The following is a 24,794-nucleotide window of genomic DNA, read 5'->3' on the forward strand; positions in this document are numbered from 1 at the left end:
GCCCCAACCGAGTTCGCGATTATGGAGTCCTACTGCCCCTCGTAAGCTCCCGGGTCTTCCTCCGGCGGCCGGCGATCGTCGCGCGGTGGCGGGCCCTCATCGCGGTCGCGGCGGGAGGGGCCGACGGAGATGGTGCCGTCTTCACCCATCTTCAGGTTGAAGCCGAGGCCTTCGATCTCGCCGCCGAGCGGCAGCACCGAATTGTCCTGGTCGTCCGCAGGGAGCGCATCCGGGTCGACCTCTTCCACCGCCGGAGCAGGGGCGGCGATCGGTGCGATCCCCAGCGCGCTCTGCATGAAGTCGCGCCAGATCCGCGCGGGGATACCGCCGCCCGACAAACCGGGGTTCGACGAATTGTCGTCGTTGCCGACCCACACGCCGACCACCAGGTCGCGCGCGAAGCCGACGAACAGCGCGTCCTTGTTGTCTGACGTCGTGCCGGTCTTGCCAAACGCGTCCACGGTCAGGTTCGCGCCGCGCCCGGTGCCGGTGCGGATCGAGGCCGCCAGCAGGTCGAGCATCTCGTCGTGGATCTTGCTCGGCATCTCGGTCGCGCCACCGGTCAGCGACTGGTACCAGCCCTTCTCGCGCACATCGGCGAGGCCGCGCGGCTGGACCGGATATTGCTCGCGCGCGATCGCGGCATAGGCGGCGGTCAGTTCGAGCAGCGACACCGTCGAGGTGCCGAGGCCGATCGTCGCCTCGCTCGGGATCGGCGTCGAGATGCCGAGGTCGCGCGCCGCCTTGATCACCGCCTTGACGCCGACCTGTTGCGTAAGCCGGGCGGCGGCGACGTTGGACGAGCGCGCGAACGCCTGGCGCAGCGTGATCGTCCCCTGATAGCGGCCATCGCTGTTCTTCGGCGTCCAGTCGCCGATCGTCACCGGGCGGTCCTCGATCGTCGAATCGGGCGTCATCCCCTGGCGCATCGCGGCGAGATAGACGAACAGCTTGAACGTCGAGCCGGGCTGGCGTCGTGCCTGCGTCGCGCGGTTGAACGGGCTCTTCGCGTAGTTCTTGCCGCCGACCATCGCGACGACCCGGCCATCGGGGCGCATCGCGACCAGCGCTACCTGTGCTTCACGGAGGCCGGCGCGCGCGACGGTACGTTCGGCTGCGCGCTGGAGGCGGGGATCGAGCGTCGTCTGGACGGTCGCTTCGGTCTTGATCTCGCCCGCCTGGTCGCGCGCTTCGGGGAGGATCCAGTCGGCGAAATAGGTGCCGTTGGGGAGCTGCGACGGGCGGCTGCCGAGCACGCGCTGTGGCTGGACCGCATCGCCCTCCGCCTTGGTGAGGAAGCCGGCATCGACCATCGCGCCGACCACGACGGCTTCCCGCTTGCGCGCGCCTTCCAGGTTCGACGTGGGGGCGAGGCGGGACGGCGCCTTGACCAGGCCAGCGAGCATCGCCGCCTGGCCGACGTTGAGCTTGTCGGGGGTGCGGCCGAAATAATGCTTGGCGGCCGCGCTGATCCCGTAGGTGTTGTCGCCGAAATAGACGTTGGAGAGATAGCGCGAGAGGATCTCGTTCTTCGACAGCCAAGCCTCCAGCCAGAAGGCGATCATCGCCTCGCGAATTTTCCGCGTCGCGGTGCGGTCCGAATCGAGGAACGCGTTCTTGGCGAGCTGTTGGGTGATCGTCGAGCCGCCCTGGCGGACGCCGCCCGAGCCCATGTTGGCCCACGCCGCACGCGCGATCCCGCGGGGATCGACGCCCCAGTGCGAATAGAAGCGCCGGTCCTCGATCGCGAGGAACGCCTGCGTGACATGCGGCGGAAGCTTGGCCGCGTCGACCGGCTTGCCGATGATCGCACCGCGTCGCGCGATCGGCGTGCCATCGTCTGCGGTCAGCGTGATCGAAGGCGGGGTGGGCGGCTGGAGCGACTTCGACAAGGGGGCAGTGATCGCCAGCCAGATGATCGCGATCACGAGCAGGACGATGCCGATCCCCAGCCCGCGCAGGATCCAGCGACCGATCGGGCGCTTGCGTCGCGGGGCGCGGGGCGTCGCGTAGGGCGGCAGTGCATCGCGATCGTCGTAGGGCTCCTCGCCATCGCGCTCGCGATCGTATTTCTGGCGCAGGCGTTCGCGTTCGGTGATCAGACGCTCGCGCTCATAGGCATAGGGCTCGCGGTCGCCGCTTGAGCTGGAACGGTTGGTGTCGAAGGGATCGGGGCGCATCGGTCGTTCCAGCGGGTCGGCCAAGCGGCGGACATCAGGTGTATTATCGTCATACGACAGCTCGGGCAAGCCTGTGACCGGCGTATGCACATGCTTAACGTGTACGGGGGCTTAGCGACAGCGTTCGTGGTGGTCGGGGAGCGAGAACCGACCCAAGCCCTGTTGTCATCGCGCAACGAAACGGGGAAGAGCGGGTGCATGACATTCGAACAGGATGAAACCGTGACCGCTCCCGATACTCTTCCCTTGGTCGTTGGCATTGGCGGCACGATCGGCGGGGTGTCGTCGACCGAGCGCGCGCTGCGGATCGCGCTCGATGCGGTCGAGAAGCAGGGTTTCCGCACGCAGATGTTCGGCGGCGCGGACATGGCGCGGCTGCCGCTGTACGATCCGAAGGCGACGACGCGGACCGCGGACGAACGCGCGTTCGTCGAGGCTGTCCGCGGCGCATCCGCGGTAATCATCGCCAGCCCGGGCTATCATGGCAGCATCTCCGGCGTGGTGAAGAACGCGCTCGACCTGCTCGAGGAGACGTCGCGCGACGAACGGCCGTATCTGGCGGACATGCCGGTCGGACTGATCGCCACCGCCTATGGCTGGCAGGCGACCGGCAGCACGATCGCGGCGCTGCGCTCGATCGTCCATGCGCTGCGGGGGTGGCCGACACCGTTTGCGGCGGCAATCAATACGCAGGTGACGAAGTTCGACGACGAGGGCGGCGCGAACGATCCTGCGGTGATCGAGCAGCTGCGGCTGGTCGGGCGTCAGGTGGCGAGGTTTGCGCCGTTGTCGGAGCCTGCGAACTAACAGGTTGGCGCTATCGTCCGTTCGTCCTGAGCGAAGTCGAAGGATACGCCCCAAGCGAGGGTGCTTCGACTTCGCTCAGCACGAACGGGGTCGGGGCGTTCTGAGGTGTCGTACCCTTTACCGTACCGCCGCGCGGAGGGTGGCTCTGACGCCGGTGTGCGTCGGGTCGTACTCCACGATCGTCTGCAGGCTTTGCGCCATCGCACGGATCAGTTTCGTGCCTAGACCGGTGCCGCGTGGGACGGCGTCTTCGGGGATGCCGCAGCCATCGTCTTCGACCGCCAGCAGGAAGATGTCGTCGTCGATCCGGCGCAGCGCGACGCGAACTTCGCCGCCGCCGGTGGGGTAGGCGTATTTGCAGGCGTTGGTGACGAGTTCGGTGACGATCACGCCGAGCGATACCGCGCGGTCGGTCGGCAGGCGGATCGGTTCGGCAGCAAGGCTGAGCGCGCGCGGGAGGGCGTCAGTCGACCAGGTCTCGGCAAGTTCGTCGACCAGTGCGCCCAGATATTCCTGCATGTCGACACTCTCGACATCGTTGCTGGTGTAGAGTCGGCGGTGGACCTGCGCGATCGCCTGGATGCGGCGCTGCGTATCCTCCAGCGCCTCGCGCGCGGACGGGTCGGTGAGCGCGGTCGCCTGGAGGCGGACCATCGCCGAGACGAGTTGCAGCGAGTTGGCGACGCGGTGGTTCACCTCGCCGAGCAACGCCTCGAGCCGGGCGTTGCTGGCGCGGAGATCGGCTTCGGCGGACGCCTTCTCCTGTTCGAGCAGGGCGCGCGCGCGGACCTGTGCAAAGGACGCTGCGAGCAGGTCGAAGAAATCCTCCCCGACGGTCTTTACGACGTAATCCGACGCACCGGCCTTCAGCGCGGCGACCGCGATGCGGCCTTCCTCGGAGCCGGTGACGTACACGATCGGCGGATGATCGGGCAGGCGGCGGAGCGCTTCGAGCGTCTCCAAGCCGTCCATGCCAGGCATATAGTGATCGACCGCGATCAGGTCGAAACGCTCGGCCGCCGCCTTGACGACGCCCTCCGCGCCGGTCTCGGCAACCGTCATGCGGTAGCCGCGGCGTTCGAGCGCGCGCGCCGCCAGCCGCCGGATACCGGCGTCGTCGTCGATGTACAGGACGCTAGGGGACAAAGGCACGGTCGTCGGCATCAGCTCTCGACGTCTGGAACCTGGATCACCGACAGGAACAGCCCGAGCTGGCGGATCGCCTGCGCGAAACTCTCATAATTGACCGGCTTGGTGATGTAGACGTTGCAGCCCAGATCGTAGCAGCGCTCGATCTCGACCTTGTCGTCGGTGGTGGTCAGCACGACGACGGGCGTACGGCGCAGCGGGCTGCCCTCCGCCTTGATCCGCGTGAGGATGTCGGTGCCGCTCATGTCGGGCAGGTTGAGATCGAGCAGGATCATCGCCGGGCCGCTTTTCGCAGGCCCGTCGGCGGCGTTGAACAGGAAGTCGAGCGCGCTGGTGCCGTCGGTGAAGTGCTTGATGTCGTTCAGGATCCCGGCGCGACGGATGTTCTTCTCGATCAGCCGTGCGTGGCCCTCGTCGTCCTCGATCATGACGATGCCGACGGTCTGGTGCTGGTTCATGCCGTGATATCCTGGATCGTCAGTGCGCTGGGAAGATTAAGGCGGAAGGTCGCGCCGTCGCCGAGCGTCGACTGCACGTCGATCGTGCCGTCGAGACGATAGGCGAGTGCGCGGACATGCGCGAGTCCGATGCCTTCGCCCGGCTGGTCCTGTGGGCCGGACCGGCGGAACAGATCGAACACGCGCTGGTGATCGCGCGGATCGATGCCGCGGCCGTTGTCGACCACCGACAGGATGACGCGGTTGCGTTCCTTGTGACCGCGCACGACGATCTCGCCGGGGCGGCCGGGTTTCAGATACTTGGTGGCGTTCTCGATCAGGTTCGACAGGATCTGTTCGAGCGCAAGGCGATCGGTGACGACCGCGGGGATCGGCCGCTCGACGCGGACGACCGCGCCGCGATCGTCGATGACGTGCTGCATCGATCCGATGATCGTGTCGACCAGTTGCGCGGGGTCGATATGCTCGGGCGCGATCGTGCGGCGGCCTTCGCGCGACAGCTTGAGGATGGCGTTGATCAGCCGGTCCATCTTCTGCGTCGAGGTGCGGATGAAGCCGATCGCCTCGGGCAGATCCTCGCGCGCCGCCAGCCGGGCGTCGGCGGTGAGGATGTGTGGCGCTTCGGCTTCGGCGCGGTCGACGAGGTCGGCGAGCGGTCCGGCCGCAGTCGCGAGTTCGGCGGTGAAGCCCATCACGTTGACCAGGGGCGAGCGCAGATCGTGGCTGACGATATAGGCGAAGCGCTGGATCTCCTCGTTCGCGCGGCTGAGATCGGCGGTGCGCGTCGCGACCTGATCCTCGAGCGATTCGTTGAGTTCGCGTAGGCTGTCGCGCGAGGCGGCGAGATCGGCGGTGTAGCGGCGGATCACCAGGATCGCGAGGATCGCCACGACTAGCAGCAGCGCGGCGGCGAGGCCCGCGACCGAGAGGAAAAGCGCGCTGCTGCGTTGCTGGCGTTGGGTACGGATCGCGAGCAGGCGGACCTCGTCGGCGGCCATCGCCTGGAGGCGGTAGCGGATGCCGCGCATCAGCGGCACGCTGGCATCGACTGCGAACCGGCGCTGTGCCTCGGCGATCTGGCCCGACGCGACCAGTGCCATCGATTGGGTCCTGAGTGCGCGCAACCGGACGAAGCGCGGCTCGATCCGATCGAGTCGCGTGATCTGTGCGGGGTTGTCGTGGGTCAGGCGGCGCAGCGTGGCGATCGAGGGGACGATGTTGCCCGCGGTCCGGGTGTAGGCGGTTGCGAACAGCGGGGTGCCGGCGAGGACATAGCCGCGCCGCGCCGTCTCGGACTGCTCCATCTGGATCTGGAGCGTGGCGATCGCCTGGCGGACGTCCTGCGTGTGGAGGATCTCGGCGGTGTAGGTGCGATTGCGGATCGTGATCCAGCCGATCGCGATCGCCGCAGCGGCAAGCGCGATGAAGCCGAGCGTCATGAACGCGACCAGCCAGCGGGCGACCCGCCCCTCCGACGAGGGCAATTTCAGACGGACGCTTACCATTGGGGGCGATCTACGTCAGGGCCGGTCGTTACGCCAGCGATACTGGCTAGACGTGAAGCAAGGGGCGCGACCGCTTCACGATCCTCACCCGCAAGGGGTAGGTGGCGCCGAAGGCGACGGAGGGGGAGGATACGGAACATCGGTTTCCCTTACCTCCCCCTTCGTCTAACAAGCGCCAACCACCTTCCCCTGGCGGGGGAGAATCATAGGGGTGCTACAGCAGCAGATCCTGCGCGCTGGCTTTGCCGACGCGGCCGCCGCCGCTGCGCCGGTCCATTTCGTGGTTGGCGGTGAAGCGGATGTCGGGGTCGCGGTCGGTCATGAACGCCATCAAGGTCTCGTGATCGAGCTCGGACCATTCCTTGCCGCGATCGGGGCCATAACGGACGCGCGGGATTAGGCCGGGGTCGCGCGACCATTCGAGCAGCTGCGCGAGACTCGCCTCGTTGAGCATGTCGCGGAGGTGGAACGCGGTGACGTACGCGTCGGGGAAGGCGCGGTGCGCCGGCAAACCGCGCTCGTGCTCCATGCCGTGGGGTTTGCGCCAATAGCGCAGCACCTGATTCGAGAAGCTCGGGCTGTCGGGCCAGAGCCGGAGCGCGCATTTCCAGGTGCAGATCCACTCGGCATCGCGGGTCAGCGCAGACGTGCAGAATTTTTGCTCGAAATCGGCGCGGTGCGCGGCGAGCGCGAGGCGGCGCGGCCAGGGATCGAGCACTTGCCGCGCGCAATCGTGCCAATAGGGCGCGTCGGCGACCTGTTCGTCGAGGATGTGGTGAATCGCCTGCGTGACCGGTGGGATCGGGCGGCCTGGGTTGACGAGGATGCTGCCGCCCTCTCCGTAGATTTCCCAGCGGCCGTCCTCGCCGAGCGCGACGTCCTGCCAGCCAATCTCACAGACGCCGTGCGCGGGCGGGGCGGAACCGGTGGTCTCCAGGTCGACGACTCGGATCATCTGCGGTTGCTGTTTGGGCTTGGGGTAGGGGGGCGCCATGCCCGCCATGTGGGGACAAAAGCGCGCTTAATCCAGCGCGTATGCATCCTCATGGTCGATATCCATCTCGCGGACGCCGCGCCGTTGGCGCGCGCGGTCGACCAGCTTGCGCAGGCCTTCGCGGCGGTCGCGCGCCATCGGGATATCGCGGAGGATGAATTCGCCGCCGCTCGTCGTGCGGTCGCTCGAGGTGAGCGTAATCGTGCCGATGTCGGTCATCTGATTGAGCAGCGAATAGCCAAGGCGGACGTCCTTGATCCGGTAGAGCTCGATCTCGTCGATCGTCTTGAACAGGATTCCGCGCCTGATGATCAGGCGCTGGTCGGTGATCTCGTAGCTGGCGCTGCGGTTCTTGAGCCAGCGGATGCCGATGATGACGAAGCCGATGCCGGCGAGGCAGGTGAGTAGCGTGCCCCAACCGGCAAAGCTGCCGAGCAGCCAGCGGCGCGTGCTGGAGCGGAATTCGTCGACTGGGCGCTCCACTTGGGGACTCCTTGGGGTGGTGGCGGGACGGTAGACTGGGGCGGTCGCGTGTCAATCGTCCTGCCGTTCTCCCGCGGAGGCGGGAGTCCAGGGTTCTGGGCGCCGGCATTCGTGGCTTCTGGACCCCCGCCTTTGCGGGGGAACGGTTAGAATCTGGCTATGCCACGCATTTCGATCATAGCGCCGCGTATTGGACTGCTACGTTGCGAGCGTCCTCCAACTGCACCACCCCGGCGGAGGCCGGGGCCCAATTGGGTGACGTTGCTAACGTTGGGTAGCCCCCCGTTATGTCCACCTTTCCAATTGGGCCCCGGCCTTCGCCGGGGTGGTATTCTATTGAGCCGAGGTGGTGCGGGTCACGCCACTCGCTGCTAGGTGCGTGTCTACCTCCGCGAGCAGCGCATCGAGCGCGGCCTGGTCCTTCGCCTCCGCACGCACCGTCAGCATTGCCTGCGTGTTCGAAGCGCGGAGGAGCCACCAGCCTTCAGGTGTCGTCACCCTGGCCCCATCGGTGAGGTCCATCTCCGCGCCATCCTCTTTCAACCGCGCGATCACCTCGTCGACCACCGCGAATTTGCGCGCATCCTCGACCGGAAAGCGCAGGTCGGGCGTCGCCACCAGCGCCGGCATCCCGTCGCGCAGTTCGGTGAGCGAGCGACCGGACAGATGCACCGCACGGATCAGCCGCACCGCCGCATACAGCGCGTCGTCGAAACCGTAATATTCACCGGCGAAGAACAAATGCCCGCTCAACTCTCCGCCGAGTGGCGCGCCGGTACGCGTCATCGCCGTCTTCATCAGGCTGTGGCCGGTCGGGGCCATCACCGCTTCGCCGCCCAGCGCGGTGATTCGGTCGAACAGCGCTTGCGAAGACTTCACGTCCGCAACGATCGGCGCGCCCGGATGCTCGCGCAGCGCAGGTTCGACCAATATGGAGAGGATCTGGTCGCCCCAGATTACCCGTCCCGACCCGTCGACCGCACCGATCCGGTCGCCGTCGCCATCGAAGGCCAGTCCGAAATCGAGGTTCTTCTCCGCGACCAGGCGCTTGAGATCGGCGAGGTTCGCCTCTTCGGTAGGATCGGGATGATGGTTGGGAAAATTTCCGTCGACTTCGGCGAAGATCACATGATGCTCACCCGGCAAGAGCTTCACGAGCTTCTCGATCACCGGGCCGGCGGCGCCGTTGCCGGTGTCCCAGCCGATCCGGTACGCGCCGCCTGCGTAGCCGAGCATCAGCCGCCCGACATAGGCGTCGAGCACGTTGGCGGTCGTGACTTCGCCCGCGCCTTCGCTCCAGGCGCCCGATGCGGCGAGCGCGGCGAGGTCCTGGATGTCGTCGCCGAAAAATGGCGCGTGCGCATGCACCATCTTGAAGCCGTTATACTCGGGGGGATTGTGGCTGCCGGTTACCTGGATGCCGCCATCCACTTCTAGAATGGCCTCGGCGTAGTAGAGCATCGGCGAGGTACTGAGGCCGATCCGGACGACGTCGACGCCGCCGGCGGTGAGGCCGGCGACAAGCGCGGCTTCGAGTTCGGGGGAGGAATTGCGGCCGTCATAGCCGACCGTGACGCGGGTGCCGCCGGCGGCGCGGATGCGGGTGGCGAAGCCTCGGCCGATCGCCACGGCGTCAGAGGGGCCTAGCGCTTTGCCGACGATCCCGCGGATGTCGTATTCGCGGAGCGAGGTCGGGTCGAACTGGTGGGTCATGGGCCTCTCTCCGATCTCGGTTGCGTGTGGGATTACCCTACCACCGTCACCCCGGACTTGTTCCGGGGGCCACGGTGCCGCGCTCTCACAACTATCGAGAGTGCGGAACGGTGGATGCCGGAACGAGCCCGGCATAACGGGGGTTACCGGGTCCGCTTCAGCAGGAGGTCGCGCGCGGCGTTTACCCGGCGGGTCAGGTCGGTGGAGCCACCGCGATCGGGGTGAACCGACGCGATCAGGCGGCGGTGCGCACTGCGGATCGCATCGGCGTCCGCGGTGCGATCGATGCCCAGGATCGAGCGCGCTTCCGCTTCATCCGTCACCTCACGCCGTTCAGATTTGGGTTTCGGCTTCGGGCGCAGGTAATGCCACGCCGCCCAGATAAACAGCGCGGCGACGATCCACTTCACGCAGCCACGTCCGGGGCACGCTCGGCGACCACCTCGGGCAACTGCAAAGCCGCCATCATCTCGCGCAGTTCCTGGCGCGCAGCGACGTGGCCAAGGCCCATGCTGCCGAACGCCTTCGAGTCGATCATCGTCAGGCCGGCGGGGAACATCTCGCGGTAGATCACGCGCTCGCCGAGCCCCGGAATGATCCGGAAGCCGACGCGCTTGGCCAGCTGCGCGAGCGCGTCCGATACGCGGCGCATGTTGCGCGCCTCGATGTGCTGGAGGCGGTTGCGCAGGACGACCCAGTCGATCGTGGTGCCGTCGGCGCGTGCGCGCTGCTTCCGCGCATCCCAGATGAGTTCGGAATAGAAGCTCGGGCGAGTCACCTGATACGTTTCGGGATCGACCTGGCCAATCAGGTCGAAGTCGACGAAGCTGTCGTTCATCGGCGTGACCAAGGTGTTGGCGAGCGCCGCCGCGGTGCGCGCGAACGGATCGTCGCGGCCGGGCGTGTCGACGACCAGGAAATCCGAGCCTTCGCACAGCGAGTGCCACAGGTCCTCGAACTGGTCCTCGCTCTGGTCGGACAGCGTCGCGTGGCGCGGCATCGGCAGCACCGAGCCATTGCGCTTCATCGTTTCGGCGCGGTTGTCGAGATAGCGGCCGACGGTGCGCTGGCGGTGATCGAGATCGAGACACGCGACGCGCGCACCCTTGGCAGCAAGTGCGATCGCGACGTGCACCGCGGTCGTCGACTTGCCGGTGCCGCCCTTCTCGTTGGCGAACACGATGACGTGCGGCGAAGCGGGGGTCTGTTCGGGGCCCGTGGCCAACGCGCGTTTCCTTATTGATCGAGACTGTCACCCTTCATAGAAGCCGCGACCGCACTTATCGAGTAGGAGTTTCACGTGGACACCGTCCGGGACCTTAATGCGTTGCGCGAAAGCGTCGCCGCCTTCCGTGCGGCGGGGCAGCGCGTCGCGCTCGTCCCGACGATGGGCGCGCTCCACGCCGGCCACGTCGCGCTGATCGAGGCGGCAAAGCGGCCGGGCACGAAGGTCGTCGCGTCGATCTTCGTCAATCCGACGCAGTTCGGGCCGAACGAGGATTTGTCGCGCTATCCGCGGCGCGAGATGGCCGATATCCGGATGCTGACCGAAGCGGGATGCGACCTGCTCTGGCTGCCGTCGGTCGAGACGATGTATCCCGAGGGTTTCGCGACGTCGGTACGCGTGTCGGGCGTCAGTGAGGGCTTCGATGGCGCCTCGCGGCCCGGTCATTTCGACGGCGTCGCGACGGTCGTGTCGAAGCTGTTCAACCAGGTCGGCCCCGATGCGGCGTATTTCGGCGAGAAGGATTACCAGCAGCTCGCCGTCGTGCGGCGGTTCGTCGCAGATCTCGATTTCGCGATCGATATCGTCGGCGTGCCGACGCAGCGCGACGACGATGGTTTGGCGATGTCGTCGCGGAACATCTATCTCGATGACGAGCAGCGCAAGCAGGCGATCGCCTTGCCACGCGCTCTGGGTGTTGCGGCGCGGGCAATCGCGAAGGGCGAGGACGTGGAGTCGGTGCTGGACGATGCGCGGACGACGTTGGTCGGGGCGGGGTTCACGATCGATTACGTCGCGCTGGCGGATGCCGAGACGCTGGCGGAGAACCCGGCGATAGATCGTCCGCGGCGGTTGCTGGCGGCTGCGCGGATGGGCGCGACGCGGCTGATCGATAACATCGCGATAGAGTTGTAAAAAACGCGCGTTAACCCATTAACCATTTCGTAGCCTGAATCACGGCACTCTGCCCTCACGAACATTGGGGGCAAGACCATGGGCAGCAGTCTCAAGAACGCGAATATTACGATCGAACGCCGTCTGGCGGATGCCGCGCGCGGCGACGACCGGGCGTGCTACGAACTGGGGATGGTGTATTCGACGGGGACGTCGGGTGTCGTTCTCGATCTGATCGAGGCGCATAAGTGGTTTAACCTGGCGGCGGTGTCGGGGAACATCGCCGCGCAGGAATGCCGGGCTGAGATCGCCGAGGACATGACCGCTCGGGAGATCTCGGTGGCGCAGCGCGCCGCGCGGGATTGGATGCAGCTGACGCAACGCCGGGCTGCTTAATTCTAGGGCTCCCCTCCCGCTTGCGGGAGGGGTTGGGGGAGGGGATGACCGCGAGCGTTGCGTTCGTGAGATATTTCGGTCCCTCCCCTAGCCCCTCCCGCAAGCGGGAGGGGAATTAGGCTTCGGCTTTCTTCTTTGGGGCGGCTTTCTTGGCGGGGGCCTTTTTAGCCGCGGGCTTCTTCGCCGGTGCCTTTGCCTCGGTCGCGTCCTTGGCCACTGCCGTCTTGGCCGGCGCCTTCTTTGCCGCCGGCTTCTTGGCGGGCGCTTTCTTCTTCTTTGTCGCCGGTGCCGCGGCGGCGCGTGCGTCTATCAGTGACGCGGCTTCCTCGAGCGTCAGCTGGTCTTTCTCGATCGACTTGGGCAGCGTCGCGTTGGTGGTGCCGTCGGTGACGTACGCGCCGTAGCGGCCTTCCATCAGCTTGATCTCGGCCTCGGTGCGCGGATGGTTGCCGAGCACCTTGAGCGGGGCCTGAGCCCCGCGTGCCGTGCGACCGCCGCCCGCCGCCGCTTCGGCGAGCTTCACCACCGCCGCGTTCATCCCCGTCTCGAACACGTCCGCTGTCGTCTGGAGCCGCGCGTATTTGCCCGCGTGCTTCAGGTACGGGCCGAACTTGCCGATCGTCGAGATGATCGGTTCGCCGGTCTCGGGGTGGTTGCCGACGGTGCGTGGCAACGACAGCAGCTTGACCGCCCATTCGAGGTTGAGCTCGCCGATGTCCTTCGGGATCGACGCCATCTTGCGGTCTTCGCCTTCGCCGATCTGCAGATACGGGCCGAACCGACCCGACTTGCGCTCGATCGGCTGGCCGGTGTCGGGATGCGTGCCGAGCGTCGACGGGCCGGCATCCGCCTCGGCGTCGCCGCCAGGCTGTGCGAACCGCCGCGTGTATTTGCACTCGGGGTAGTTCGAGCACGCGATGAACGCGCCGAACTTGCCGCCGCGCAGTGCCAGCTGGCCCTCGCCGCAATTCGGACAGAGCCGCGGATCGCCGCCGTCAGCCTTGGCCGGGAACAGGTACGGCGCGAGGAAGGTGTCGAGCTCCGCGGTGATTGCAGACGGCTGCTGCTCCATCACCTCGTTGGTGCGCGGCTTGAAATCGCGCCAGAACGCGTCGAGCACCGACTGCCACTGCGCACGGCCACCGGAGACGTCGTCGAGCTCTTCCTCCAGCTCGGCGGTGTAGTCGTAGCCGACGTATTTCTCGAAGAAGCGCTCTAGGAACGCCGTCACCAGCCGGCCGGACTCCTCGGCGAAGAAGCGGTTCTTCTCGATCCGGACGTAGGCGCGGTCCTTCAGCGTCTTGATGATCGACGCGTAGGTGGACGGGCGGCCGATGCCGAGCTCCTCCATCCGCTTGACCAGCGAGGCTTCGGAGAAGCGCGGCGGCGGCTGGGTGAAGTGCTGCTCGGCGTCGACCTTCTTCTTGGCGGGCGCATCGCCTTCTCGCATCCGCGGCAGGCGGCGGGCGTCCTCGTCGGCGGAATCGTCCGACCCTTCCTCGTACAAGGCGAGGTAGCCGGGGAAGAGCACGACCTGGCCGGTGGCGCGGAGGATGTTGCGGCCGGTGCCGTCGGCCAACTCGACCGTCGTGCGCTCCATGCGGGCGGACGCCATCTGGCTGGCAAGCGCGCGCTTGAAGATCAGGTCGTAGAGGCGCGCGTGATCGCCACCGCCGGCCTTGTCCTTGCCGAAATCGGTCGGGCGGATCGCTTCGTGCGCTTCCTGTGCGTTCTTCGCCTTCGACTGGTATTGGCGCGGCTTGTCGGGGACATAGCTCGCGTCGAAGCGGTTCGCGACGGCCAGGCGCGCGGCGCTGATCGCGCTCGAATCCATCTGCACGCCGTCGGTACGCATGTAAGTTATCGTGCCGTCCTCGTAGAGGCCCTGCGCGATCCGCATCGTGTGATCCGCCGAGAAACCCAGCTTGCGCGACGCTTCCTGCTGCAAGGTCGAGGTCGTGAACGGCGGCGGAGGGTTGCGACCGGCGGGCTTGGTCTCGACCGACTGGACCGAGAAATTGCCGTCGAGCACGGCCTGCTTGGCGCGCAGGGCATCGCCTTCGTTGCCGATCGAGAGGCGGTCGAGCTTGTTGCCCTCGAACTGCGTCAGCCGCGACGTGAAGGCGGTGCCGTCATGCTCCATCTCGGCCGTGACCGACCAATATTCCTGTGGCTTGAAGACGTCGATCTCGCGCTCGCGCTGGACGATCAGGCGAAGCGAGACGGATTGCACGCGGCCGGCGGACTTGGCGCCGGGCAGCTTGCGCCACAGCACCGGCGACAGCGTGAAGCCGACCAGATAATCGAGCGCGCGGCGGGCGCGGTACGCGTCGATCAGATCGTCGTCGAGCTCGCGCGGGTTCTTCATCGCCTCGGTCACCGTCGCCTTGGTGATCGCGTTGAAGGTGACGCGCTCGACCTCCTTGGGCAGCGCTTTTCGGGCGCGCAGCACCTCGCGGACGTGCCACGAGATCGCCTCGCCCTCGCGATCCGGATCGGTCGCGAGGATTAGGCGGTCGGCGAGCTTGGCGAGATCGGTGATCGCTTTCAGCTGCTTGGACTTGTCGGCGTAATTCTCCCACGTCATCGCGAAGGCATCGTCGGGATCGACCGAGCCGTCCTTGGGCGGCAGGTCGCGGACATGGCCGTAGCTGGCCAGGACGCGGTAATCGCTGCCCAGATACTTCTCGATGGTTTTGGCCTTGGCAGGCGATTCGACGATGACAAGCTGCATGGGGAAACCGGGGTCCTTACGTGTACGCGTACGAGGGTGACGGCGTCGGGGTGGCCGCGTCAACCCGGGGACGATCCGGAATGACGTGCATCAAGTGCCGTCGAGGCAGCCGGTTTTCCAGAGGGGGCGGGTAATCTCCGAGGCAAATTGGTCTTGAGCGACAGGATTCTGAGTCGAAACCGAACGATCCTCCCCCGCAAGGAGGAAGTGTCGCCGTAGGTGACGGATGGGGAGGACAGGACGCAGACGTTATCGCTTTCCTCCCCCTCCGTCTGGCAAGCGCCAGCCACCTCCCCCTGGCGGGGGAGGATCGTGGTAAGAGCTAGAAGCGGTAGCCGATCGTTGCCTGGACGGTGCGGCGGTTGCCGTACCAGCACCAGTTATAGTTGGCGAAGCACGACGTCAGATACTTCTTGTCGAAGATGTTGGCGCCGTTGACCGCCAGGCTGAGACCGCGCAGCGACGGTGCGAACTTTTCCAGGTCGTAGCGGATCAGCGCATCGTACACGGTGTAGGACGGGCTGTTGCGGCCCTCGGTCTCGCCGGGCGTGACGCCTGCATAGACCTGATCGACATGGCGCATCGCCCCGCCGATCGTCAGCCCCGCGAGCGCACCCTCGGGCGGGGTCCAGTCGAGCCCGAGCGTCGTGCCGCCACGGCCGACCGTCTCCAGGCCGCGGCCGACGCGTGTCGGATCATTGGCGTCCTGCGTGACCTTCACGCGCTGGCGGCTGAACGCGACGCGTGCGTTGAAGCCGTAAGGCAGCGGCGCGGTGCCTTCGAGCTCGACGCCCTGCGACCGCACCTTGCCGGTCTGCGTCGATAGCGAGAAGGTCGGGGTCGAGGTCAGGACGTTGGTCTGATCGATCCGGAACCACGCGCCCGAGAGCAGGATCTGCGTGCCCGGAACCGTGAATTTCGCACCGGCCTCGAGCTGTTTGCCGAGCGACGGATCGGCGATCCCGAGTGTCCCGTCGGGGCGAAGGACGGTGCCGCCCTGCTGCTCGAACGAGGTCGAATAGCTGACATACGGCGCCAACCCGAACGGCAGCGTGTAGAGCGCGGCGGCACGATAGGTGAACTTCTCGTCGTGCTTGACGCCGAGGCCAACCTGCTCTGCACGCGCCCAATCCTGACGGCCACTCACCACGACGCGGAAATCGCCGAGCGCCATCTGATCCTGGGCGTAGACGCCCTGCTGGCGCTGGCGGATCACGGTGTAGCCCGCAAACGGATCGGGCACTGCCGCCGGGGTCCGCGGGACCGTCACGGTGCCATAGACCGGGGCGTAGCCGTTCAGCGACGGTGCCGATCCGAATGCGAAATCCTCGATCGAATGTGCGACCTGGCGATCCACACCGAACAACAGCGTGTGCTTGATCGGGCCGGTCTGGACGGTGCCGCTCAGCTGGTTGTCGAACGTCCAGTTGTTGAGCTTTTCGCGCGTCGCGTAGGAGGCGCGGAGGAACGTCTGCCCGGTCGGGTCGCGCGTATCGAGCCCGCCTGCGGTGTAGATCAGCCCGAGGTTCGCCTTCACATACTGATACCGGCCCGACGAACGGAACGCCCAGCCGCCACCGAAATCATGGCGGAAGATGTACGTCAGCGCCGCCTGTTCGCGGCTGAACCGGTTGCCCGCCTCGCCCCCGTCGAAGCTGGTCGGCAGCTTGCCGTTGGGGTTCGCGAGCAGCGTGCCGCTGGCCGGGAACACGCCGTAATCGCCGTTGTATGGGTCGTGCGAATAGGCGCCGAGCAGCGTGAAGCTGGTCGAGCTGCCCGCGCCCGCGGTTACTGCGGCGGAGACCGTCTGGCGTTCGCGCTTGCCGAACTTCTGCTGCGTGTCGGCGCCGTTCGCGCTGCCGTTGATCCGCCACAGCACGCCGTCGCCCGCGCGCCCGCCGATATCGGCATCGACGCGGTAGAGATCGTAATTGCCGTAGGTCCCGCCGATCGCGCCGTACAGCGACTGGTCGAGCGGGAGCTTGCTCGATTCGGCGACGAGGCCGCCTGGGCTCGACTGGCCGTAGAGCACGGAGGCCGGACCCTTGATGACCTCGATCCGGTCGAGCCGCGAGACATCGACCTGTGGCACGGCGTAGCCGGATGGGCTGCCGAATTGCTTGAGGCCGTCGAGATAGACCGGCGCGTCGAACCCGCGCAGCTTGAATTGGTCGTAGACTTCGGCGCTCGCGCCGCGCGTCTCGGGGGTCACGCCCGCAACGAAGCGGAGCGCCTGGTTGAGGTTCTGCAGGCTGCGGCCGGTAATGTCGTCGCTGGTGATGACGCTGATCGACTGCGGCGTTTCGGCGAGCGGCGTGTCGGTCTTGGTGCCCGACGAGGCTTGGTTGCGCGGATGCTGGCCGGTGACGACGACGATCCCGGTATCGACGCCGTTGGCATCGGGTGCGGTCTGTGCATAGCTCGGGGCGGCGGCTGCCGAGGCCAGCAGGACGGCCAGGCCGAAACGTCGTGTCATGAGTTCCCTTTCGTAATGACGGCGCGCTACCGCTGATGATAACTATTATCAATAGCGGAGAGCGTCCTTCCATCATGCGAGCGCAAATTGTGGCATTTGCGCACCAGTTCGTAGCGACGGGCGTCCGCGAAGACTTGCATCCGCTGCGCTCCCGCAGCACCGCCTACCGCGAATGGCAGGATCGAAGACGACATGAACGGACGGGATTTGGCGATCGAAATCGCGACCGCGGGCGACGCAGCATGGTTCGCCAAGGCGGCGGACCGGCGGTTGCGGATCCGCAACATGGTGCCGGGAGAGTTTGCCGACGTCACGGGTGCGCCGCCGGTCGGGATGGCGTGGCGGACGATCGTGCTGGAGGCGCAGCCGGGCGCACGCAGCCGCCAGATCATTGCGTTGCCGATCGGCACCGCGCTGGGGTCGTTCGACGACGAGGCACTTTTTGCGCTGTTCCTACAGGCCGCGCCGGCGGGCGCTCGCGACGTGATCGCCCGTCTGCGAAAGCTGAAGATCCCCGATCCGACGGCCCCGCAGACGATCGCGGGCGACTGAAGATCAGCCGTTAACAAGGTCTTGGCGGCCAAAACGCGCGCCAATGGCCATGATTTGGACACATATCGGACCAAGCGAGCCGGACGCGTGACGGGCTGTGCTTCCGCTGTGAGAATCTGATGCTAGCTTATGGCCAGCGATGCGCGCCTCAAAGCGCTGCGTCCTTGGCGCCCCGCCCGGATACGAGAGTGTCGCACGGACGGGCGGGGCGCCATCGTTCACCAAAAATTCACCAAGTCCTTGCAAAGCGGCCGCAGAGGATTCGCTGAGTAACGCGTACCTTCTGCGCTCCGCCGGTTTCAGTCACACGGGCAGGCGGAGCGCAAAATCCTGTTCTGCCCGTGTCCCTGCTCTACCTGTGCTTACGCAAGCCCCTGTCGCGACAGGCGCGCATCGATCAGGTCGAGCTCGCGGCCGAGTTGCTCCGCCAGTGTCACGCCGATTTCACGCCGCCTTGCCAGATCGAAGATCGCATTACGTTCCGCGCGGACGGCGGCGAGCCGCATGTCGCGCTCGATCGGCGCATCCGCCTGCCCGGTGCGATCCTCGGGCAACGTCGCCAGGCTGTCGATCCGCTCGCGATACTGATCCATCAGCCGAGCGGCGATGTCGGTGAACCGGTCGGGATCGTCGCGGCCTTCCGCCATCTGGTGCTGGACGCGGTCGAGTTCGGCGATCGCCGCCTTGGCCGACACCAGCCGCGCCCGATCGCGCGCCGCCGCCACGCCCTCGTCGGGCGGCAGGTTCAGATTGCGCAACAGCAGCGGCAGCGCGACTGCGGCGATCACCAGCGACGACAGGATGACCCCTGAGGCAAGGAAGATCACCAGATCGCGTGCGGGAAACGGCGTGCCGTCGTTCAGCGTGAGCGGCAGCGTCAGCGCGCCGGCCAGCGTGATCGCGCCGCGCGCGCCCGCCGCCGACATCGCCGCGATGATCCGTCGCGGCGGACTGACCGCTTCGTCGTTGCGGCGGCGCGCGCGCAACAGCGTGAACTGCATCGACACCCACACCCAGCCGAACCGCAGCAGCGCGAGCCCCGCGACCACCGCCAGCACGTACACCGCCAGCCACCACGGGCTGACATGCCCGGTCGTCGTGACCGTATCGCGCGCGCGGACGAACACCTCGGGCAATTGCTCGCCGAGCAGCACGAAGATCACGCCGTTGAGCGTGAACTGGAGCATGTCCCACACCGCACGACGACGGATGCGCGTGCCCGCCGCGACGCTGGTGGTGGCGCCGGTGAAGGTCATCGCGATCCCGGCGGCGGCGGCGGCGAGCACGCCCGAGGCATGGACATGCTCGGCGGCCAAATAGGCGGCGAACGGGATCAGTAGGCTGACGAGGATGTTCGAGCCGGTCTCGTCGCCGAACTTCCGCGCGAACGCGGCCTTGCTCGCGACGATCGCCCAGGTAATGCCGACGCCGATCGCGACGCCCGCGAGCGCCATCCACGCGAACGTCAGCGTCGCCTCGCCGAGCGAGAAGCCGCCGGTCAGCACCGCGGCGATCGCGAACCGGACGCAGACCAGCCCCGACGCGTCGTTGAGCAGTGCCTCACCCTCGAGGATGTGCATCATCCGCTTCGGGATCGGCGCCTTCTGCGCGACCGCGGAGACCGCGATCGGATCGGTCGGCGAGACCACTGCCGCGAGGGCGAACGCGACGCCGAGCGGCATCGTCGGGATCAGCCAGTGGATGAACACGCCCATGCCGAGCACGGTCAGGAAAACGAGCCCGAGCGCCAACCCAAGCACCGCGCCGCGATCGCGGAACAGCTCGTCCTTGGGGATGCGCCAGCCATCGAGGAACAGCAGAGGCGGCACCAGCAGCAGGAAGAAGAGTTCGGGATCGAGCTCGACGCGGACATGCGCGACCATCCCGATCAAGGCGCCGAGCGCGATCTGAACGAGCGGCCGCGGCAACGCCGACGGCAACATCCGCGACGCCATCCCGCTGATGACGACCGCGAGCAACAGGAACAGGCACAAGGTAACGATCTGCAAAACGGCGGGCCCTCGGGTGATGTGGAGGCGTCCCTATACACGGATCGATGGCGGTTTGGGGATCGCATGGTGAGCGCTCCCGTCTGTTCTCACCCGGGGTCGGACGTTCGCCGCAACGATCCCATTTGCCACTAGCGGGCGTTCTTGGTCGTATCGATGTCCTGCAATGATCGACGGGAGTGGGTATAGATATGCCCTATGCAGTCGAACGGGCTAATGCAAAAATGGGGGTGTGCGGTGTAACGCGAGCGACGGGTGCATGGTTCGGCGCGCACCGGGACTGATGAATATAGAATGTTCCGCTGATCGCGTCTGCGCTTATCGGCACCTTACGGTGCCGGATGACTGCGCGCCATTAAAGCGTCGATCTTGCTCTTGGGTATATTGATCAAAAGCCCGTTCTTGTTCTTTGCGAAGGACGGAAAGTCTACTTCGACGCTACCAATCGTGCTCGTCACGGTCGCAAAGCCTGTACCGACGGTTCCGACTTTGCCGATGACAAGACCTTTTGCGTCATGGACCTCCAGCCCCTGCACGATGTCCCCCGGCGATACCGGGACAGGCCGCATGGTCAATCGATTGGAGTCGACAACGCCTACTTGGAAATCTCGGAAATTCTGCTGACGGTTGAATTCCCCGGGGCCGCTGTTGTTCGGCCCAGTTCCCTGCCCCGCTTGCCGAGCCAGTGCGCCGGTTGAAAATGCGAAAACAGACGCGACAAAAATAAGGAAAAATCCGCGCATGTCTTCACCTCCCTAATATTTATACCGTCATTTTATATTGATTGTGAACTATCTACAATACCGAGAAGTAATGTTACAAAAAGCAAATAATGAAACTCTTCAATTATTGATACAAGTTAGCTGTTGACCATGCCACAAGTTGCCCGTTTGCCCGCTTAGCCCCTGCACGAAGACTTGAGGATGCGTTGGCGCAGGCAGATGCTAGACCTACCACCGGTAGCTATGCAGATCGCGGAGGCACTGGAGAAGCTCGGGCCACGTGAGGACGGCAAGGAGCGGCAGCACGGCCAGCGCAAGCGAAGGTAGTGCGAACGTTCAACGCAGATTGGGTAGGTCTTGAACGAACGGCTACCCTGACAGACTGTCGCTTCAAAGCCGCCTGTCCGCTTTCCTTCCCACTCCGGACAGCCTGTGGAAGACCGGCTGACCCTATTGCTTGCCCGCTTCCGCATGGCGGACGATGTCTTCGCAGAGACCGTGGGTCGCGAGGATGTCTTCGGCGGCGGTGGGATGGGCTTCGCGGACGCCGGCGAGGAAGTTGGCGCACATCGCGTCGAAGCCGCGCTGGCGGGTGACCGGGGTCCAGTCGCCGCGACGTGCGCGGCTGTCGGTGCCGTTCTGGTCGCGGGTCTCGGACAGGTTGAGGACCGAGCGGCGGCGGTCGCCACCGATGATATCGACCCGCTCCTCGTCGAGCCCGGATTCGCGCTGCATCGTGCCGATCGCATGATGGCCATCACCGGCGAGTGTCAACGTGACGCCGCTCAGCAGACCGTCGCGGACGATCGTCTCGATCTGCGTCCGCTCGATCGGGCCGGGGGCGAGGAAGCGGAGCGTGTCGACGACGTGGATAAAGTCGTCGAACACGACTCGGCGCGGGGTGTCGGGCTGCGCGTGGCGGTGCTTCTGCATCAGCATGAACGCGCGGGGTTCGCTGCGCAGCGCGGCATAATCGGGGGCGAAGCGGCGGTTGAACCCGATGGCTAGCAGGCGGCCCTGGCGGTGCGCGAGATCGACCAGCCGTGCGGCCGCGTCGAACGTATCCGCGAGCGGCTTGTCGACCAGCACCGCGGCACCGTGGGCAAGCAGCGTCTCAACCATCGCGGGGTGCGCGGGCGTCGCCGAATGGACGAACGCGGCATCGAAGCGCGTCGCGGACAGCGCCGAGTCGAGGCTGTCGTGGCGATTCGCGATCCGGTAGGTCGCGCCGAGTGCGGCGAGCACATCGCGGTTGCGCGTGGCGAGGTGGAGCTCGATCCCCGGCATCGCGGCCAGCACCGGGAGATAGGCTTTGCGCGCGATGTCGCCGAGCCCCGCCATCACGACCCGCATCGTCCGCGCGCTCAGGCGGCGACGTCGACGGCGTGCGTCTGGATGATCACCGGGCGCGCGGCGGCGAGATCACGCGCGGCGAGGCCGAACGCCTTGAAATGATCGGACGCCATGTGGTGCTGGACCGCGGTGTCGTCGGCGTAGAGTTCGTTGAAGACGTAGCGGCGTTCGCCATCCGCTTCGCGCCACAGGTCGTAGTGCAGCACGCCCGGCTCGGCGCGCGACGCGGCGACGCAAACGCGGGCGGCCTCGACGAACGCATCCTCGCTGCCGGGCTTCACGGTGACGAAGGCGATGATCTTCACGGACATGGCAGCATCCTCTTTGAGTTTGCCCGCGTTCTGGCGGGATCGGGAGAGCGCGGCAAGCGCCGTGATTCCGACAGGCCGACTTCACGTCTGGCGACCTCCCGATCCTCCCCGTGGCGGGGGACGATCAATGCCCGTTAGAACTGCCCGCCGACGTTGAAGGTGATCAGCTTGCTGTCGTCGCCGGGCGCCTTGAGGAGCGCTTTCGCCAGATCGATCCGCAGCGGGCCGAACGGCGAAGTCCAGTTGACGCCGACGCCGACCGACAGGCGCGGGCTGGCGGTGTTGCCCGAATAAGTCTCCTTATAGGTGCCGAGCGAATAGGTGTAGGGCGTGCCGGTGTTGGTCGTGGTGCTGGCGCCGGCCGAATCGAGATACAGAAGGTCGCCCGCCGTGTTGGTATATTGGCGCGTGCCGGCAACGCACGCGACCGACGTCGCGTTGGCGGTCGCGCAGGTGTCGGTGAGAGTCGGGGTCTTGCCGCCGAACACCGCGCCGACGTCCATATAGATCGACGGACGAAGCCCCAGCTCGCGTGCGCCGGCGCCGAGCGGCAGTTCGAGCTCGAGGCGGGCCTGGTAATAGGCGGTGCCGCCGAGCGCAGTCTGTGTGTTCGAGCTGTTGGTGCTCGACAGTGTCGCTGGCACCGTCGACGTATCGTAGTAGGTCCGCGTCACGCGCGGGCCGACACCGCGGATGTCGAAGCCGCGCATCTGCGGGTCGCCTAGGTAGAAGCGGTCGGTCAGCCGGACGTCCTGCCCCAGTCCCTTGATATACCCGCCCTCGGCATGCGCCGACAGGATGAAGCTCGACCCGAGGTTCATGTACTTGGTGTAGTTGGCGGTGCTGCGGATGTACTTGGTGTCGCCACCGAGCCCGGCGAAGTCCTGGCTGACGCTGAACTTGCTGCCCTTGGTCGGGCGCAGGCGGCTGTTGGTGTTGTCGAACACCAGCGAATAGCCGATCGACGAGGTCCAGCGATTGCCGACCGCGTCGCACAGATACGCGCCGGCGATCGCCGGATCGCACGCGCCGTTGGTGTAATAGGTGTCCTCGTCGAGCGTGACCTGGTCGTAGGACAGCCCATAGCGCGCAGTGGCCGACCAATATTCGGTGAGCGGCACCGCGGCGCGGATCTGGAAGCCGGTCGAGACCTGTTCGTAGGTGGTGTCGTTGCTATCGCCGGTGGTGCTGTACGAGCTGTAGTCGCGGCGGAAGATGTCGCCGCCGAGCGCCACGTTGGTGTCGAACATATACGGCTCGGTAAAGCCCAGGCTGACCGATTTCGAGTAGCTCGACAGGCTGGCGTTCGCGCGCAGTTCCTGGCCCATGCCGCGGAAGTTGCGCTGCGTGATGCTGGCCGAGGCGATGAAGCTTTCGAGGCTCGAATACCCGGCTGAGAGTTGCAGCTCGCCGCTGGATTTTTCCTCGAGGTTGGTTTCCAGGATCACGCGGTCGGGCGCGGAGCCCGGCAGCTGCTTGATCGTCATCTTGTCCTGGAAATAACCGAGCGAATTGATCCGGTCCTCCGAGCGCTTGACCTGAAAGCTGTTGAAGGCGTCGCCCTCGGCGAGGCGGATCTCGCGGCGGACGACCTTGTCCTTGGTCTGCGTGTTGCCGTTGATCTCGACGCGCTCAACGTATGTCCGCTTGGCTTCGACAATATTGAAGTTGATCCCCATCGTCAGCGTGTCGGCGTCCTTCTGGAACTCCGGATTCACTTCGGAAAACGCGTAGCCGAACAGGCCTGCGGTCTGGCTGAGGTTGTCGACCGAATCCTCGACGAGCTTGGCATTGTACCAGTCGCCCTTCTTGAGCGGCAGCGTGGCGGCCAGCTTCTTGCTGTCGAAGTCGCGGATCTGGCTGTCGACGCTGACATCGCCGAATTTGTAGCGTTTCCCCTCCTCGACCACATAGGTGATGATGAAGTCCTTCTTGTCCGGCGTCAGTTCGGCCACCGCGGAGGTCACGCGGAAATCGGCATAGCCTTGCGTCAGATAGAATTGGCGGAGCTTCTGCTGGTCGTAGCTCAGGCGATCCTGATCGTAGCTGGTCGCCGACGACAGCAGCCGGCTGAAACGCGCCTGCTTGGTCGCCATCTGTGCGCGGATCTGTGCCTCGGAGAACACCACGTTGCCGAGGATGTTGATCTGGCGGACCTTCGACTTCGGGCCTTCGCTGACCACGAACACGACGTCGACGCGGTTCTGGTCGAGATTGACCATCTTCGGATCGATCACCGCGGCAAAGCGACCCTGGCGACGGTATAGTTCGAGGATCCGCGCGATATCCTGTCGGACTGCGGTGCGGGTGAAGATCTGGCGCGGCGCCAGCTTGATCTCCTTGGTGATCTTGTCGCTCTTCAGCGCTTTGTTGCCCTCGATCAGGATGCGGTTGACGATCGGGTTCTCGCGCACGCGCAACACGATGTTGCCGTCGGCGACGCCGGCGATCGAGTAATCGGCGAACAGGTCGCTGGCCTGCAGGTCCTTCAGCGCCTGGTCGAGCGTCTCGGCGCTATAGGGCTTGCCGACGCGCAGCTTGGTATAGCTCAGGACGGTTTCCGGCTCGATCCGCTGCGATCCTTCGACGCGCAGGGTCTTGATGATGCGGCCGACGGGCGCAGGTGCGGGCGTCATCTGGTCCGGTACGGCAGTCGGTGCGACAGTCGGTACGGCGGTCTGCGGGGCAGACTGCGCGGGTGCGACCGGCGTCGTCATCGTTCCAGCCATGGCCAAAGCCAGGGAACCGGCGCCTAAATCGAACATCATGCCTGCGTCTCCGGGAGTGAACCGCGGCGCTATGGGGGGCATGTTTCCCCGGAATGTTCCGATAT

The 24,794-nt window shown here is 66.0% G+C and carries 20 protein-coding genes; 4 read left to right on the plus strand and 16 right to left on the minus strand.

Annotation, left to right across the window (positions count from 1 at the left end):
- Positions 1-29: 29 nt before the first annotated feature.
- Positions 30-2,180 carry a transglycosylase domain-containing protein gene (locus C8J46_RS07480; RefSeq protein WP_165886487.1) on the minus strand — a complete coding sequence of 717 codons (2,151 nt, stop codon included), beginning with the start codon at positions 2,178-2,180 and terminating at the stop codon, positions 30-32.
- Positions 2,181-2,378: 198 nt separating this feature from the next.
- On the opposite strand from C8J46_RS07480, the gene C8J46_RS07485 reads away from it, so the two are divergent.
- The gene (locus tag C8J46_RS07485) at positions 2,379-2,987 is read left to right on the plus strand and encodes an NADPH-dependent FMN reductase (protein WP_132737065.1); all 609 of its coding nucleotides are present in this window, start codon (positions 2,379-2,381) and stop codon (positions 2,985-2,987) included.
- 117 nt (positions 2,988-3,104) lie between these two features.
- Here C8J46_RS07485 and C8J46_RS07490 read toward each other — a convergent pair whose 3' ends face one another.
- The 8 genes from C8J46_RS07490 to C8J46_RS07525 form a co-directional block, all read right to left on the minus strand.
- Entirely contained in the window at positions 3,105-4,151 is a 1,047-nt protein-coding gene (locus C8J46_RS07490; protein WP_132737068.1) for a histidine kinase dimerization/phosphoacceptor domain -containing protein, read from the minus strand.
- The gene (locus C8J46_RS07495) at positions 4,151-4,594 is read right to left on the minus strand and encodes a response regulator (protein WP_132737071.1); all 444 of its coding nucleotides are present in this window, start codon (positions 4,592-4,594) and stop codon (positions 4,151-4,153) included. The genes C8J46_RS07490 and C8J46_RS07495 overlap by 1 nt, the downstream gene beginning before the upstream one ends.
- Positions 4,591-6,099 carry a sensor histidine kinase gene (locus tag C8J46_RS07500; protein WP_132737074.1) on the minus strand — a complete coding sequence of 503 codons (1,509 nt, stop codon included), beginning with the start codon at positions 6,097-6,099 and terminating at the stop codon, positions 4,591-4,593. Before C8J46_RS07500 ends, C8J46_RS07495 begins: the two co-directional genes overlap by 4 nt.
- Before the next feature lie 214 nt (positions 6,100-6,313).
- Positions 6,314-7,093 (minus strand): exonuclease domain-containing protein, encoded by a 780-nt coding sequence (locus C8J46_RS07505; RefSeq protein WP_132737077.1) that lies wholly within the window; start codon positions 7,091-7,093, stop codon positions 6,314-6,316.
- A gap of 27 nt (positions 7,094-7,120) precedes the next feature.
- On the minus strand, positions 7,121-7,576 hold the full coding sequence (locus C8J46_RS07510; protein ID WP_132737080.1) for a PH domain-containing protein: 456 nt from the start codon (positions 7,574-7,576) through the stop codon (positions 7,121-7,123).
- Positions 7,577-7,909: 333 nt separating this feature from the next.
- Positions 7,910-9,289, minus strand: coding sequence for a phosphomannomutase/phosphoglucomutase (locus C8J46_RS07515; RefSeq protein WP_132737083.1), 1,380 nt, complete (start codon positions 9,287-9,289; stop codon positions 7,910-7,912).
- A gap of 143 nt (positions 9,290-9,432) precedes the next feature.
- Positions 9,433-9,699, minus strand: a complete 267-nt coding sequence (locus tag C8J46_RS07520; RefSeq protein WP_132737085.1) for a DnaJ domain-containing protein — start codon at positions 9,697-9,699, stop codon at positions 9,433-9,435.
- Positions 9,696-10,514: a division plane positioning ATPase MipZ gene (locus C8J46_RS07525; protein WP_132737088.1), complete on the minus strand. Its 819-nt coding sequence runs from the start codon at positions 10,512-10,514 to the stop codon at positions 9,696-9,698. The genes C8J46_RS07520 and C8J46_RS07525 overlap by 4 nt, the downstream gene beginning before the upstream one ends.
- Before the next feature lie 75 nt (positions 10,515-10,589).
- Here C8J46_RS07525 and panC point away from each other — a divergent pair, with 75 nt between their 5' ends.
- Together panC and C8J46_RS07535 are read left to right on the plus strand one after the other, a co-directional pair.
- Entirely contained in the window at positions 10,590-11,429 is an 840-nt protein-coding gene (gene panC, locus C8J46_RS07530) for a pantoate--beta-alanine ligase (protein ID WP_132737091.1), read from the plus strand.
- 78 nt (positions 11,430-11,507) lie between these two features.
- The gene (locus C8J46_RS07535) at positions 11,508-11,804 is read left to right on the plus strand and encodes a sel1 repeat family protein (RefSeq protein ID WP_132737094.1); all 297 of its coding nucleotides are present in this window, start codon (positions 11,508-11,510) and stop codon (positions 11,802-11,804) included.
- A gap of 115 nt (positions 11,805-11,919) precedes the next feature.
- On the opposite strand, the gene topA is transcribed toward C8J46_RS07535, so the two are convergent.
- Both topA and C8J46_RS07545 read right to left on the minus strand, forming a co-directional pair.
- The gene (gene topA / locus C8J46_RS07540; protein ID WP_132737097.1) at positions 11,920-14,538 is read right to left on the minus strand and encodes a type I DNA topoisomerase; all 2,619 of its coding nucleotides are present in this window, start codon (positions 14,536-14,538) and stop codon (positions 11,920-11,922) included.
- A gap of 322 nt (positions 14,539-14,860) precedes the next feature.
- Positions 14,861-17,014 carry a TonB-dependent siderophore receptor gene (locus C8J46_RS07545; RefSeq protein ID WP_132737100.1) on the minus strand — a complete coding sequence of 718 codons (2,154 nt, stop codon included), beginning with the start codon at positions 17,012-17,014 and terminating at the stop codon, positions 14,861-14,863.
- Between the two features lie 192 nt (positions 17,015-17,206).
- Between C8J46_RS07545 and C8J46_RS07550 the strand changes: the two genes are divergently transcribed.
- On the plus strand, positions 17,207-17,566 hold the full coding sequence (locus C8J46_RS07550; protein ID WP_132737103.1) for a hypothetical protein: 360 nt from the start codon (positions 17,207-17,209) through the stop codon (positions 17,564-17,566).
- Positions 17,567-17,928: 362 nt separating this feature from the next.
- Here C8J46_RS07550 and C8J46_RS07555 read toward each other — a convergent pair whose 3' ends face one another.
- From C8J46_RS07555 to bamA, 5 genes are all read right to left on the minus strand, one after another.
- Complete coding sequence (locus C8J46_RS07555) at positions 17,929-19,575, minus strand: Na+/H+ antiporter (RefSeq protein WP_207894136.1); 1,647 nt, start codon at positions 19,573-19,575, stop codon at positions 17,929-17,931.
- Between the two features lie 329 nt (positions 19,576-19,904).
- The gene (locus C8J46_RS07560; RefSeq protein WP_132737106.1) at positions 19,905-20,318 is read right to left on the minus strand and encodes a hypothetical protein; all 414 of its coding nucleotides are present in this window, start codon (positions 20,316-20,318) and stop codon (positions 19,905-19,907) included.
- A gap of 429 nt (positions 20,319-20,747) precedes the next feature.
- Positions 20,748-21,650, minus strand: coding sequence for a Gfo/Idh/MocA family oxidoreductase (locus C8J46_RS07565; RefSeq protein WP_132737109.1), 903 nt, complete (start codon positions 21,648-21,650; stop codon positions 20,748-20,750).
- 11 nt (positions 21,651-21,661) lie between these two features.
- On the minus strand, positions 21,662-21,961 hold the full coding sequence (locus C8J46_RS07570; protein WP_132737112.1) for a putative quinol monooxygenase: 300 nt from the start codon (positions 21,959-21,961) through the stop codon (positions 21,662-21,664).
- A 134-nt stretch (positions 21,962-22,095) separates the two neighbouring features.
- Complete coding sequence (gene bamA, locus C8J46_RS07575; protein WP_243643273.1) at positions 22,096-24,678, minus strand: outer membrane protein assembly factor BamA; 2,583 nt, start codon at positions 24,676-24,678, stop codon at positions 22,096-22,098.
- Positions 24,679-24,794: the final 116 nt, after the last annotated feature.

The sequence above is a fragment of the Sphingomonas sp. PP-F2F-A104-K0414 genome (assembly GCF_004340945.1).
Classification (GTDB): Bacteria; Pseudomonadota; Alphaproteobacteria; order Sphingomonadales; family Sphingomonadaceae; genus Sphingomonas.